We start from the raw sequence: 14,340 nt of genomic DNA, 5'->3' as shown, positions 1-14,340 counted from the left end.
CCCGCTGGCAAGTAAATTTGAAGTGACTGATTGTTGTCTCAGCGCAACCTTTCGTCCAGTTATTTTGCAGTTTTTGCAATAATTGCCATACATTCTAAGCGTTAAGGTTCAAACCATTCACCGGCCGTGCCTTTCTAGCAACCCCTGCTTTCCCGCAGACTTTTGCAATAGAAGCTTAAGCAAAATGAGCAATAAACCTAAGCAAAATGGATACCGCAGCCAATCTCAAGTACAATGCTCCACATCCAATTTGCGCAAAGCATTTCTTTTTATGTGAACCGCAAGGTTTCACTTAAAAATCGATAAAGTTAAGGATTTAAATTCCCAATGGTGAACAACTCAATTCAATGGTTTCCTGGGCACATGCACAAAGCCCGCAAAGAGATCGAAGAAGCCATTCCACAAGTCGACGTGATTATTGAAGTGCTTGATGCACGTATCCCTTTTAGCAGTGAAAATCCGCTTATTTCTAAGATTCGCGGTGATAAACCTGTGGTTAAGGTCCTGAACAAACGCGATTTGGCCGACCCAGAACTGACCCAGTTGTGGATCGAGCATCTTGAAAAAGAGCAAAACGTGAAAGCGATGGCGATCACCACCTCTCAAACGCAGGAAGTGCACAAGATCATGGAGCTGTGCCGTAAGCTGGCCCCGCATCGAGAAGAGATCGGCAAAAACATTCGTACCATGATTATGGGCATCCCGAACGTTGGCAAATCAACCATCATCAACACGCTTGCTGGACGAGCCATCGCTCAAACAGGTAACCAACCTGCCGTGACTCGCCGCCAGCAACGTATCAATCTGCAAAACGGGATTGTGCTCTCTGATACTCCTGGGATCTTATGGCCTAAAGTTGAAAACCCGCACAGCGGCTTTCGCCTTGCAGCCACCGGAGCCGTCAAAGATACCGCCATGGAATACGATGAAGTGGCTTTTTACACCGTCGAGTATCTTGCCAAACACTATCCACAAAAACTCAAAGATCGCTATCAGATAGAGCAACTTCCAGAATCCGATGTCGAGCTGATGGAAGAGATTGGCCGCAATCGCGGAGCATTGCGCTCTGGTGGCCGAGTGGACCTACATAAAGCCAGTGAGATCCTACTGCATGAGCTGCGTAGCGGCACTTTAGGGCAGATAACGCTTGAGAGACCCGAGATGATCACTCAAGAGCTTATCGAAGTTGAAATCGAAGCCGCCCGCCGCGCAGAAGAAAAAGCCAAGCAAAAAGAGGATCGTAGAAAACGCTACCTCAAGAACAAGCGCTGAGGCAGAAAAGTCTGTTCTAATGGTTATCACTTATTTTCTCAGGGACGTATTTAACGTCCCTTTTTTATTGCTTTTTATAACCAATCTCTAAGAATTCTATTTAGGTTATACTCCCTAATGGTAGATAAAGATTAAAAGTATCAAATAGGTAACAACTATATTTGCTACTTCTCACAAAAATATAATTATTCTCCAATGACATTCGTTGAATACTGATCGATAAATTACTCGTCAGCTGGCGCTTGTCTGTGTATTTTTATAGAGAATAGAATTATGAATAACATGTTTCCCAAACAGTTACCTGAATTTATAACAAATCGCTTATTATTTCAGGTAGAAGACCTGATTCATAGTAATAAGAGCAAAACACATTTAGTCATGGGCAAAAGCCCAGAAAGTGACTCGATCATCATGCAGAGCAATGATTATTTATCAATTGCTAATCATCCAGAAATCAAACAGGTTCATACTGATGCAATAAATAAGTGCGATGCCAGTGTTGTCATGTCGGCTATTTTTTTGCAAAGTGAAAAGAGCAAACCCAATTTTGAAAAGCAACTCGCCGACTACACTGGAATGTCATCTTGTTTGCTGTCTCAATCAGGCTGGGCAGCCAATGTTGGTCTTTTGCAAACTATCTGTGCCCCGACAACCCCTGTCTACATTGACTTCTTTACCCATATGTCACTTTGGGAAGGAGCACGTATCGCCGATGCGGCCATCCATCCTTTTATGCATAACAACCTCAATCACCTGATTAAGCAGGTTGAACGCTATGGTGCTGGGATCATCATTGTGGACTCTGTCTACAGCACGATTGGCACCGTCGCACCACTAAAAGAGCTATGTGACATCGCCGAACGATATGGGTGCGCCATTATTGTCGATGAGTCTCATTCGTTGGGAACACACGGCCCACAAGGCGCGGGATTGGTCAAAGAGTTAGAGTTGACTGATAAAGTTGACTTTATTACTGTCAGCCTAGCCAAGTCGTTTGCTTATCGGGCCGGAGCCATTCTTGGCCACGATCTCATTTCACAAACTCTGCCGTTTGTTGCCTACCCGGCGATATTCAGTTCTGCTTTGCTGCCATTCGAAATCGACAGATTAGAGAAAACACTGGAGATTGTTCGAGGAAGTGATGAAAAAAGAGCACAAGTCGTGCACTTGGCAAAACAGCTGCGTCTAGGGCTCAAGCAAATCGGTTTTCAGGTTCGCAGCCAATCTCAAATTGTCGCCATTGAAACGGCCGATGAGCGTAATACCGAGCATGTGCGAGACTATTTAGAGGATAATGGTATTTTTGGCTCGGTATTTTGTCGTCCAGCAACGGGGAAAAATAAGAATATCATCCGGTTTTCTATTAACGCATCGCTTAGCGAGCAAGATATAGAAAAAACAATAGCAGTATGCCGCTCGGCTTATCAATCTGGACAATTTATTTTTGTTTAGAAAGCACTCTCAATAAAGAAGAGCTCTGTGGGCTCTTCTTATATCCAATGCGAAATTTTATCTAGTAACTTATTTTTATCGGCTGGTTTTACTAAATAATCAGACATACCTGACTGATTAATTCTCTCCAGTGTCACAGGAGTGCTGTCACCAGTATGAGCAATAATTGGAACATGGGCATATTTTTGATTTGACTGACGGATCTGAATTGACGCTTCTATACCGTCTAATATCGGCATTTCAATATCCATCAAAATGAGATCAACATGATGTTTATCCAGCGCCTGAATCGCTTCCTGACCATCTTCTCTTTGAATCACTTCAAAACCCTGTTTCTCCAACAACAAGGAGGTGAATTTGCGCAGCGAATCATTATCATCAACCACCATAATCACCCGTTTGCCATCGTCGGATTTTCTAACCGGAGCGGGCATGTACGCATCAAAGTTCGCGTCAAACATCAGTCTATCGATAATCTGCGCTGTATTGAGTAACCAAGATTGCGTTTCCACACACAATACTGGCAACGTACTTTGGTTGCGGCGATTCACTATCGCATCTTGATACAAGTAAACAATGCGCGCTTCGGTAAAATGCAATAAAGATTCTAGCTTGTCTAGCTGGCTGTTCTTTAAATCGACCGAGCTCAAATCAAGAAAAATGAGATCATATTCAAACTCATGCTCGGCCATTAAACATGCTTGCTCGGCTGTTTTTACCGTGAGAGCGAAACCACTTGAGCGGGCTGATTCCACCATTTTTTTACACAGGATCTCTTGCTCACTGATAAAAAAGACCGACTTGAGTTTCATCAGCTCATACTTGATTTCACCAACTACTTTAGCTTTCACCAGCGGAAAGGTCAGCGTAAACTCCGTCCATTGACCTTGCTCCGATTGACAAGCGATAGTACCGCCAAAGGATCGCATCACCTTTTTACAAAAAGGCAATCCTAAACCATAGTTGCCACTTTTCCCTGTGGTATAGAAGTCCTTGAAAATATGTTCCATCGAGGCTGGCGCAATTCCCTGCCCGTTGTCTCGCACGATAATCATGTTCTCTGCTTCATCGCGGCTTATCGTAATATCTATGCTGAATACCTCGGGATTGCGATAGTTAAACGCATTTTTAACGAGGTTATAGATGACGTACTTAAGTAGCGTGTGGCTACCAAAAAATTCAAACTGACCTTCTTCGTGGTAACGAATGCACTGCCTGTCTGCCGCTTTTTTATAACTAAAGCTCTCAATGGCATTTTTTACTACCTCATTGGCCGAATGCCGCTTAAAGGTTGAACGAGAGACACGATTTTCATCAATCGAAGTCAAAAGCAGATCAATCGTCTCATTGCCCGAATGAATAATCTTCATCGCTTCTTCACTCACTTCGCGTAACAAAGCGACATCTTTGGCACTTAACGCGTAGCTACTGCGTTTCTCAACTTTATCGTCGGGAATCACCGATTGGATCACATCGATAGAAGCAACCAAGCCACTCAGCGGGTTACGCATTTCATGGGCGATTCCTGCACCAAACGCTTTGGCGATCGAGATCCGTGATTCATGCTCAACTTGATTGCGAAAATAGAATAGGTTGCCAAACAGATAGATAAAGAGAAATATCGGCACATGACGCCAGTCGACGGAAATCACCAGATGGTAGTCATTGCACACATACGCGGCAAGTACTGCCATGCCAACACCGATAAATGTTTGACTAAACATCACCTTAGTCATATGCACTAACAAGATGTGTAAGAAAATCGCTGCCATAAAGGACATGACCCAAACGTTCGACCATTCATTCATCAACAGCATAAAAAAGAAGAAAAACGGCAAACAGGTCGTTATCACTACTAAATAGACGAAAGGCATACGCGTGCGGATCGGCATGGGTAGCCGCTCTCGCAAAACCAGCAGCAAGAACAAACCTGAACAGAGTAGCCTAAGCGGCAGATTCTCGTAAGACTGAGGAAAAAGATGCGTCCAAACCCAGTAGTAGGTCGGAAAGCCGAGAAAACCCATCCAGCCGACAAGCGTCAAGTTAGGGTTAGCGTATTGATAAACCTTGCGAATCGATTCCATGTCACTACTAGCCAATAGTGGTTAATGTCATAGATTGCGTTAGCGCAATCTTGCATAAGCCTTGTTATTTTAGGTATTTTTCAGGTAGTCACCCCGATTAGTGGTTAGTATATATCCTTATGAGATATGGTAAACAAAGAAAAGCTGCAAAACGCCGCTAAGTGCAAGATTTTTCTGGTTATACAAAATGGCATATTGAACTGACGACATATTGAACTAAAAAGAAGGCCGCGTTTGTTGCGGCCTGTTTACTTATCATTTACTAGAGTTTGTCGCTCAACTAAAAATCACTGCGGCTAATAACCCAGCGGAGAGCTTTTCTAGCGACGGCCAAATGATGACCTGCTCAATCATCTCGGTACCATCGGAGGCATGTCGCTTTCTACACTCAGTGAGTGTGCCACCAATGCTTTGATAAAACTCGATCGCATCTCGATTGCTGATATTCACTTCCAGATACAGTCCGCGATCTGAAAAATAGTGCTGCTGCCAGTTGGAAACTTCTTGCAGTAATTTCTTACCGATCCCGCGTCGCTGAAAATCACCATCTACATGCAGAGAATCGATAAAGGTCCCGAGTTCGAAGTCATGGTTGCCAAAAACACAAGCAAAACCCAACAAAAGCCCCCCCTCTTCGGCCAGAATGACGTGCTGACCAAAAGGCGGATTGGTCAAACGAGTTTGCCACAGGGCGAGTTTTTCCGTTTGCACATCGTTTTGCAGGTAACGTCTGCTGAGAATCTTGCTGTAATGCCGCTTTAAGCTATCCGCATGCAGATAAGCGACTCTCTCATAATCCACATATTCTGCCGTTTTAAATTCCATTTAACAGTCCGTCCGTCTATTAGAAATCCTTTTATAGAGCATTAATACTACATCCTCTCACCAACAAAGCAAAACATGTTGTTCACATTATTTATCAATTAATTTGACTTACACGTGTACGCTGATAATCTAGCGAACAATTGTTAGCTCAAAAATGAGGTGTCCTTTGGAGACGCAAAAACCACCACTCATCTGGTTGAATATATTTATTTTCAGCTTTTCACTCTTGTTAGCGTTGGTAGTCACTCCTTGGTACGCATTAGCGCGTGGACTGACCGTCTGGCATGTACTTTGGTTTTTTGTTGCTTTTAGCTTCACCAACCTTTCGATTACTGCAGGCTATCACCGACTATGGAGTCATAAGACTTATGAAGCACATTCGCTGCTTCGAGTGCTTTTCGCCATAGGCGGTGCCTTTTCGCTGCAAAATAGCATTTTGCATTGGTCATCCGATCACCGACGCCATCATCGTCATGTCGATGATTTCGATAAAGATCCCTACTCAGCGTCGCGCGGATTTTGGTTCTCGCATATCGGCTGGATGCTACGTCACTATAATCAAGAGAATTATTCTGACTACTCAAACTGCCGCGATTTACAAAAAGATCCCATCGTGATGTGGCAGCACCGCTACTACGTGCCTTTGGCGATAGCCACTAACCTAGGTATTCCTTTATTGCTTGGTGCGTTTTATCAAGATTATATCGGTATGTTGCTCGTGGTTGGCGCACTGCGTTTGGTCGTGAGTCATCACAGTACTTTTTTCATTAACTCACTCGCCCACATTTGGGGCTCTCAGCCGTTTACCGATAAGAACAGCGCTCGGGATAATGGGATATTAGCCATCTTCACCTTCGGCGAGGGCTATCACAACTTCCACCATATTTTTGAGAACGATTATCGGAATGGCATCTATTGGTGGCAGTACGATCCGACGAAATGGCTGATCAAAAGCTGTTCTTGGATTGGGTTGACGAAAAAACTGCGCGTAACCCCGCAACTGAAAATCGATACCGCAAAAGCGGCGCAAATGTTTAAAAAGGCCAAAGTGAAATTGGAACAACAAGCAGAAGCGGCTTCACTGCATGAGCAATTACAAAGGGAATTTGATAGTTTAACCGCGCTCATGAAGGAGTATTACGAAGCGAAGAAACAATTACTTGAAAGTAAGCGCCAAAATGCGACGCAGAAGTATGAAAACGCACTGCTCACCATTCGTTACAAGCAGCTTAAAGCCGACCTCGCGGAACGTTACCGCTTATGGAATCAATTCGTCGAAGCGTACGCATAACCTGTAGTATATAAAGAATCGGGGCTCCGTTTGGAGCCCCGATTCTGTCGACAAACCGCATTAAATCTTCAGGACGTATTTGTCCATCATGGCCACCATCCGGCCAATCTCTGGTTTCGTGATAGTGTCATTGGCACCTAAAGCCAACGCTTTCGCGCGGTTGTCTTCACTCATCAACGAAGAGAACATGACGATCGGCATCGAATTGTACTCTGCCGTCTCCCGCAGACGCTTCACCAAGTGCATGCCATCCATACGAGGCATTTCGACGTCGGTTACCACTGCATCAATCAACTCACTGACAGGTAATCCTTCCTCTTTCGCCACTTGGATTAGGCTCATTAACTTCTCAAACGCTTCGCCTCCATCTTTACAAGCAATGATGTTGTAGCCTGCAGAGCTGAGCGTATCTTGGATCAGTGAACGAATAAACGCTGAGTCATCAACCACCATGACCGTTTTCGCATTGCGCTTAGAGACCATACGCTGGTTAAGATCGACCGAGCGATCCACCTTAACATCGTATTTTTCCATGCTCAGTTCAGGGTTGATATCGGCGATGATCTTTTCGAAATCTAAGATCATGATCAGGTTGCCATCTTTACGCACGACAGCGACCACGCAATCTTGCTCACCGGCTTCCAAAAACTGGCTAGGTGATTCGACATCATTCCATGAAATACGGTGTATGCGGCTGATACTATCGATCAGAAAGCCGTTAGTCATCTTGTTAAAATCGGTCACGATCACAAACTTGCGCGCCAAATCTTGGCGGGTTGGCACGCCCAACCATCCGGCGAGATCCACCAGAGGAGTTAATACATCTCGCGAGGAGAAAACGCCAATCATGTGAGGCTGGGCATTCGGATAGTCTGTGGTTTCCGGCACCTGAATCACTTCACGCACCTTAGCGACGTTAATCCCGTAGTAGCAGGTTTTCGTTCTGCCGTCAGGTAACGTTTTCTCTAAGTGAAATTCAATGATCTCAAGTTCATTGGTCCCACTTTCTGTCAAAATTGTACTACTTGGATGGCTCATGTCTTTACATACTTCAGGTAGTGAAAGCGCCGCAAACATTGCGTCGTCTTTATTATTTATTAGTTTATTTTTAACTGCTTAGACCCTATTTGTAAATCGGCAAACTTCCTAGCAGTTCAAATAATTCGCTAAAAGTGCCGTAAGTGAGTGCTTTCTAGGGCAGACACCACTCTACCATCAATAATAGTCACTGTTTGCCGAGTTTGTAGAAGTTTTGCAATTAAACCACACAAAAAGCAATAGATTGCACTGCGTGTTGATGAACAACAATCCTGACGAGTAGCAAAATAAAGGGGGAATACAATGACAAAGTCCGGTTTAAGCAAACGCTCAAACCGGACCATCGTTCTTTTAAGCTTGACCTTAGCGTACTATTCGATGTGCACGTACTTGCGCTTAAACTCAGAGGCCGACGCAAAAACGATAATCGACAATAAGGTAACCAAAGCTCCAACACTGTAAATTAACTGTTCATGGACTAGCAATTGGTAGCCGCTTACCAAGGATATTAACAACACTACCAACAAGTTCAGTCGATGCAACCAAGGATGCTTGACTGAAAAAACCGCGTATTTTGCACCAATCATCTCTTCTCATTCTTTATTAGATTAATAATTTACAGCTCAATAAAACCACACTATTTGTAAAGATACAATTAATTACTGAGCTTTCTGGGCAAAAAAATCACACACTTCACCCTCGCATAAAACATCTTTTATATCATAAATATAAGGATAATTTATAGACCGATTAGTAATAGCAAACGCACAGAAATGAGCCAATTTAAAAACAAATTATTGAATAGCTTTAAATTCAATGTGTTCCGCTTTCCAACAGCTCATTCAGAGTGAGATCGCACACTGTTTCTCTCAACCAGTGTAGGTTCCAATTGGACAACTTGCACTTCCTGAGTCTGCTTATTGATCTTCTTCAGTAGCGTTTCTACTGCCGCTTTGCCTAAACGGTATTTGGGTTGATGGATGGTAGTCAGTGATGGGGTCATAAATTTGGCGATATGGATGTCGTCATAGCCGACAATGGAAAGCGACTTAGGAATCGCGATCCCCGACTCATTGGCCGCATTGATCACACCCATTGCCATCATGTCATTACAGACGAAAATGGCACTGGGTAGTGAACCCGACGCGTGCATTTTCTTAAACGCTTGATAGCCACCTTCGCACTCAAAATCCGCTTCCACAATCCAGTTGGCATTGAAGCATAAGCCCGCTTCATTGAGAGCGCGCTTATAGCCTTCATAACGCATCTGTGCTTGATGCTTAATCAGTGGTCCGGTAATGCAGCCTATTTGTGTGTGTCCAGAATCGATAAGATGCTTGGCAGCTAAATAGCCGCCACGTAAAGAGTTGTCTTGGATTTTGTCACTTTGGAACAGCATGGGGCCCCAATCCATCACCACGATAGGGATGTCAGGATACTGTTCAAACACATCTAGCCTTTCTCCTTCGAGAGAGGAACACATCAAGATCAATCCATCGACTCGCTTTTGCAATAGCGTATTAATCGAAGACTTCATGCGCTCGTTATCGCCTTCGGTGTTACAAAGAATCAAGTTGTAACCTTGCAGGAAACAACTGCGCTCTACTCCCTTAACCACCTCACCAAAAAAGGGATTGGTTGAAGTAGTCACAAGCATGCCAAGCGTGTTGGTACGATTGACTTTTAGGCTACGAGCGAGTGCTGAGGGCGCGAAATAGTTGAGCTCTTTGGCGGCCTTATTGACTCGCTCAGCAATCTCTTCGCTGACAAATCGGGTTTTGTTGATAACATGGCTAACCGTTGAGGTAGAAACCCCGGCAAGTCGGGCGATATCTTTCATGGTTGCCATGTCGTTCTCCTTGATATACGGCTAGAGGTGCTCAGCGAGAAAGGCGTCAACTTCTTTACGGGTTGGGATAGAAGTTTGTGCCCCAAAGCGGGTCACGGAAATGGCCGCCGCGGCATGAGCAAATTTGATGGCTGATTCTAAAGGCATCTCTTCTAATAAGCCAGTGACCAAGGCCCCATTAAAGGTATCTCCTGCGGCGGTTGTGTCAACTGCGTCCACTTTGAATCCCCCAATCAGTTGGCCTCGCCCATTTTCGCTCAGCCAAACGCCTTTTGCTCCGAGAGTAATCAACACCATTTCTACGCCTTTGGCGTGTAACTTGTTGGCCGCTTGCTGCGCGCTCTCATCGTCCGTGACCGTGACACCAGTCAGCAACTCAGCTTCGGTTTCATTCGGGGTAATCATCGCCACGCATGCTAGCAGTTCATCCGACAACATTCTGGCGGGCGCTGGATTTAAAATCACATTGGTTTTCGCTGCTTTTGCCACACTTGCGGCGCGTTCAATGCCACAAATGGGTGTTTCCAGTTGCATCAACAAAAAGCGCGCAGCGCGGATCCTATCCAAGTCCGATTCTATGGCTTGTGCGCTTAACTTCGCGTTTGCTTCTGCGGAGATACAGATGCTGTTTTCGCCACTGTCTGCCACTTGGATCATGGCAATGCCCGTTGGGCAATTCGGCTGCATTTTAACGCCGACAGTGTTGATGCCATCCATTTTGAAACTTTCGCGGATATTGATACCAAAAGCATCATCCCCAACACAGGCAATAAACCCCGTGTCCGCGCCCAAGCGAGCCGCGGCGACGGCCTGATTGGCTCCTTTTCCACCTGGGATCACTTGATAATTACGCCCATGTAAGGTTTCACCAGGACGTGGAAAAGAAGGCACTTGAAGGACATGGTCAGCGTTAACACTGCCTAATACCACTAACTTATTCATAGGGAATCCTCAGCTCAGACGAGCTTACTTGCTTTGAATGTAACCGATGGGTTTGCGCTCTTGAGAAAAACGCACAGCCATCGGCTGGCAAATGCCTGAAAAATTTGGCTCCCAGCCTGGGCCATCATCAAATGCCGGGAGCCAGAGGTTTACACTTACTTAGTCACGACTTTGAGTGGTACAGGAATGTACTGTTCGACTTCACCACCTTTAAGTACTTTGTCGGCCGTTTCGATGCCCAATGCACCAATCAGATCAGGTTGCTGGGCGATGGTTGCTGCCAACTTGCCACGATTCACCGCCGCAATCCCGTCTTCTGTGCCATCAAAGCCGACGATCACAACCTGTTTTCCAGACGCTTGTACTGCGCGCAGTGCGCCTAGCGCCATCTCATCGTTTTGCGCGAAAACCGCTTGCACATCCGGATTCGCCGCCAGCAGGTTCTCCATGACGTTCAACCCCTTGGTGCGGTCAAAATCAGCGGGCTGGCTGGCGAGCACTTGCATGCCACTCTCTTTCACCGCGTTCATAAAACCTTCGCCACGCTCACGAGCAGCGGAAGTGCCTGCGATGCCTTCAAGCTGAATGACTTTGGCTTTTTCACCCACTTTTTCAATGATGTAGTTACCTGCCATTTCACCACCAATCACGTTATCAGAGGCGATATGACTGACGACTTCACCACGGCTCGCGCCGCGATCGAGTGTCAACACAGGGATCTTCGCCTGATTGGCCATGCGAATAGCATTGGAGACGGCATCCGAATCGGTTGGGTTGATCAAAATGGCTTTTACACCGCGAATGGTTAGATCTTCCACATTAGAAAGCTCTTTGCTTGGGTCGTTTTGCGAATCGAGTACGATCAAATCGTAACCCAATTCTTTCGCTTTGCTTTCTGCGCCATCTTTCATGGTGACAAAGAACGGATTGTTTAGCGTTGAGAGTACGATTGCCATCGTATCTTGTGCCTGTGCAGCAACAGAAACAGTGGAGCTCAGCAGCGCAGCAGAAATTAAAGTGGCCAGTTTGTTCATGTTATCGTCCTTATTGTTGTGTAGGGGGAGCAGAATGGTCCTTCCGCTCATTGGTTACTTATTCTTGTTGTCCACCATGACGGCCAGCAGGATCACCGCTGCTTTTGCAATCATCTGGTAGTAAGAGGAAACATCCAATAGATTCAGTGCGTTATTTAAGAAGCCGATGATCAGTGCGCCAATCAAGGTGCCCATAATGCGCCCTTTGCCGCCCATTAAGCTGGTTCCACCGAGTACCACGGCCGCAATCGCGTCCAACTCGTACCCCATACCCGCGGTAGGCTGTGCGGACGAGAGACGCGACGTGACGATGATGCCAGCCAGCGCGGCCAACAGACCACAGATGGCGTACACACCAATCTTGACGCGATCAACATTGATACCCGAGAGGCGAGTTGCCGATTCATTGCCCCCCAAGGCGTAGACATAGCGACCAAAACGGGTGTGATTAAGCAAATACCAAGCCGCGGCAAACACCACCACCATTAACCAGACTGGCACCGGAATGCCTAACGCATAGCCTGTACCGAACCAAGCAAACGCATCAGAAGCATCACTAAAGCCGGTTGAAATAGGACGGCCGTCGGTATAAACCATGGTCACACCACGCAGCAGCGTCATGGTCACCAGCGTGGCGATAAATGCCTGTACTTTGCCTTTGGCGATAATGATGCCGCTGATCGCGCCCAACGCAGCGCCAGCAACCAAAGCAGTGGGAACGGCAATAAGCACCGACACTTCCATTGCGACCAAGCTGGCCGCAAAAGCGCCGCACAACGCCAACACCGAGCCGACACTCAAATCGATCCCCGCGGTGAGAATCACCAGCGTCATGCCCACCGCAATAATCGCGTTAACGGATGTCTGGCGCAGAATGTTCAAAATGTTGTCGAGGGTGAAAAAGTTTGGATTCAAAAAAGAGACAACAACGATCAAAAACAGCAACGCAATCAGCGATTTCTGTTCAATCAACCACTCTTTACTCAGCAGTTTTTTGCCGCCTGTGTTGCTCGGCTTACTCATGGTTTTACTGTTCATGCTGCTTCCTCAGATAGCGTTTTACCGACTGCACACGCCATCAGTTTTTCCTGATTCGCGTCTTTTGCATCAAACTCACCGGTGATGCGTCCTTCGTGCATAACTAAGATGCGATCACTCATGCCAAGCACCTCAGGCATTTCCGACGACACCAAAATGATGCTCATCCCCTCGGCCTTAAACTTATTGATTAATTGATAAATTTCTTTTTTTGCCCCGACATCCACACCACGTGTCGGCTCATCGAGGATCAGTACTTTAGGCCGCGTCATCAACCCTTTGGCAATCGCCACTTTTTGCTGATTCCCACCCGATAGGTTGCCAATAATCTGTTCGCGGCTTGGCGTTTTGATATTGAATAGCTGGATAAAGTCATCCACCGCCGTCACTTCATCGCCATGCTGGATTTGCATCCCTTTGCTCAGTTTATCCAGCGCGCAGAGTGTCATATTCTCTTTCACCGACAGCCCCAACACCAAGCCATCGCCTTTGCGATCCTCGGAAATGTAGGCGATGCCGTTAGCTAAGCCATCTTGCGGGCTCACCGGATTAATGGTTTTCTGGTCAAGGTTTATCACCCCGCGCTCACTCGGCAGCGCACCGTAAATCACCTTCATCAGTTCGGTGCGCCCTGCGCCCATCAAACCGGAAATGCCGAGGATCTCTCCACGTTTTAGGCTAAAGCTGACATCATGCACACCAGAGCCTGTGAGCCCCGCTACTTGCAAACAGGTCTCGCCATGTTTGACTTCAATGCGTGGGTACTGCTCTTCTAGCTTACGGCCAACCATCATCTCGATCAGCCCCTCTTCATCTGTCTCCGCCACAGCACATTGAGCAATGAATTTTCCGTCGCGCAGCACGGTAATGTCGTCGCAGATCTCGAAGATCTCTTTGAGACGGTGAGAGATATAGACGATGCCGCAGCCTTGATCGCGCAGTTCGTTGATCACACTAAACAAGGCTTGCGTTTCCGTGTCCGTCAAAGCGTCGGTTGGCTCATCCATGATGATGACGCGCGACTCAAACGAGAGCGCCTTGGCGATTTCCACCATCTGCTGCTCGCCCAAACTCAGTTCACCGAGTAGCGTTTTCGCGCTGTGCTTCACTTTCAAGCGGGCCAGCAGTTTATCTGCCATCTGGTACATTTTGGCCCAGTCAATGCGGCCAAATTTGGTGGTTATTTCACGGCCAAGAAAGATGTTTTCCGCGATAGTCAATTGCGGGATCAGATTCAATTCTTGGTGAATAATGCTGATACCGGCTTGCTGGGAATCTCGCGGACCTTTAAATGTGGTTTCACGACCTTGATAGAGGATGCTGCCAGCGTCTTTGTGGTAAATCCCCGTCAGCACTTTCATTAAGGTGGACTTGCCCGCACCATTTTCCCCCATCAGCGCCATCACTCTGCCGGGATAGACATTGAGTGACGCTTTATCCAGCGCTTTAACGCCCGGAAATGCTTTCTCAATGTTGTTCAGTTGCAGTATCGCCTCGCTCATACTTTGCCCTCAC

The 14,340-nt window shown here is 46.4% G+C and carries 11 protein-coding genes; 3 read left to right on the top strand and 8 right to left on the bottom strand.

Annotation, left to right across the window (positions count from 1 at the left end; all coding sequences use genetic code 11):
* Positions 1–327: 327 nt before the first annotated feature.
* Both ylqF and cqsA read left to right on the top strand, forming a co-directional pair.
* Positions 328–1,272: a ribosome biogenesis GTPase YlqF gene (gene ylqF / locus UF06_RS20875; protein ID WP_045572154.1), complete on the top strand. Its 945-nt coding sequence runs from the start codon at positions 328–330 to the stop codon at positions 1,270–1,272.
* Positions 1,273–1,545: 273 nt separating this feature from the next.
* Positions 1,546–2,724, top strand: coding sequence for an alpha-hydroxyketone-type quorum-sensing autoinducer synthase (cqsA, locus tag UF06_RS20870; protein ID WP_045572153.1), 1,179 nt, complete (start codon positions 1,546–1,548; stop codon positions 2,722–2,724).
* 38 nt (positions 2,725–2,762) lie between these two features.
* Here cqsA and UF06_RS20865 read toward each other — a convergent pair whose 3' ends face one another.
* Positions 2,763–4,808 (bottom strand): hybrid sensor histidine kinase/response regulator, encoded by a 2,046-nt coding sequence (locus UF06_RS20865; protein ID WP_045572152.1) that lies wholly within the window; start codon positions 4,806–4,808, stop codon positions 2,763–2,765.
* A 276-nt stretch (positions 4,809–5,084) separates the two neighbouring features.
* Positions 5,085–5,633, bottom strand: a complete 549-nt coding sequence (locus tag UF06_RS20860) for a GNAT family N-acetyltransferase (protein ID WP_045572151.1) — start codon at positions 5,631–5,633, stop codon at positions 5,085–5,087.
* Between the two features lie 166 nt (positions 5,634–5,799).
* Between UF06_RS20860 and UF06_RS20855 the strand changes: the two genes are divergently transcribed.
* Complete coding sequence (locus tag UF06_RS20855) at positions 5,800–6,924, top strand: fatty acid desaturase (protein WP_193187271.1); 1,125 nt, start codon at positions 5,800–5,802, stop codon at positions 6,922–6,924.
* Positions 6,925–6,984: 60 nt separating this feature from the next.
* On the opposite strand, the gene UF06_RS20850 is transcribed toward UF06_RS20855, so the two are convergent.
* From UF06_RS20850 to rbsA, 6 genes are all read right to left on the bottom strand, one after another.
* On the bottom strand, positions 6,985–7,962 hold the full coding sequence (locus UF06_RS20850; RefSeq protein WP_045572291.1) for a chemotaxis protein: 978 nt from the start codon (positions 7,960–7,962) through the stop codon (positions 6,985–6,987).
* 838 nt (positions 7,963–8,800) lie between these two features.
* Positions 8,801–9,811, bottom strand: coding sequence for a substrate-binding domain-containing protein (locus UF06_RS20840; RefSeq protein ID WP_045572148.1), 1,011 nt, complete (start codon positions 9,809–9,811; stop codon positions 8,801–8,803).
* Between the two features lie 21 nt (positions 9,812–9,832).
* Complete coding sequence (gene rbsK / locus UF06_RS20835; protein WP_045572147.1) at positions 9,833–10,753, bottom strand: ribokinase; 921 nt, start codon at positions 10,751–10,753, stop codon at positions 9,833–9,835.
* Between the two features lie 155 nt (positions 10,754–10,908).
* Positions 10,909–11,787, bottom strand: a complete 879-nt coding sequence (gene rbsB / locus UF06_RS20830; protein ID WP_045572146.1) for a ribose ABC transporter substrate-binding protein RbsB — start codon at positions 11,785–11,787, stop codon at positions 10,909–10,911.
* Between the two features lie 54 nt (positions 11,788–11,841).
* On the bottom strand, positions 11,842–12,825 hold the full coding sequence (rbsC, locus tag UF06_RS20825) for a ribose ABC transporter permease (protein WP_045572145.1): 984 nt from the start codon (positions 12,823–12,825) through the stop codon (positions 11,842–11,844).
* On the bottom strand, positions 12,822–14,327 hold the full coding sequence (rbsA, locus tag UF06_RS20820; protein ID WP_045572144.1) for a ribose ABC transporter ATP-binding protein RbsA: 1,506 nt from the start codon (positions 14,325–14,327) through the stop codon (positions 12,822–12,824). Before rbsA ends, rbsC begins: the two co-directional genes overlap by 4 nt.
* Positions 14,328–14,340 lie beyond the last annotated feature (13 nt).

The sequence above is a fragment of the Vibrio sp. S234-5 genome (assembly GCF_000960595.1).
Taxonomy (GTDB): Bacteria; Pseudomonadota; Gammaproteobacteria; order Enterobacterales; family Vibrionaceae; genus Vibrio.
The sequence above is the reverse complement of the archived record's forward strand: the minus strand, read 5'-3'. Positions and strand labels throughout refer to the sequence as shown.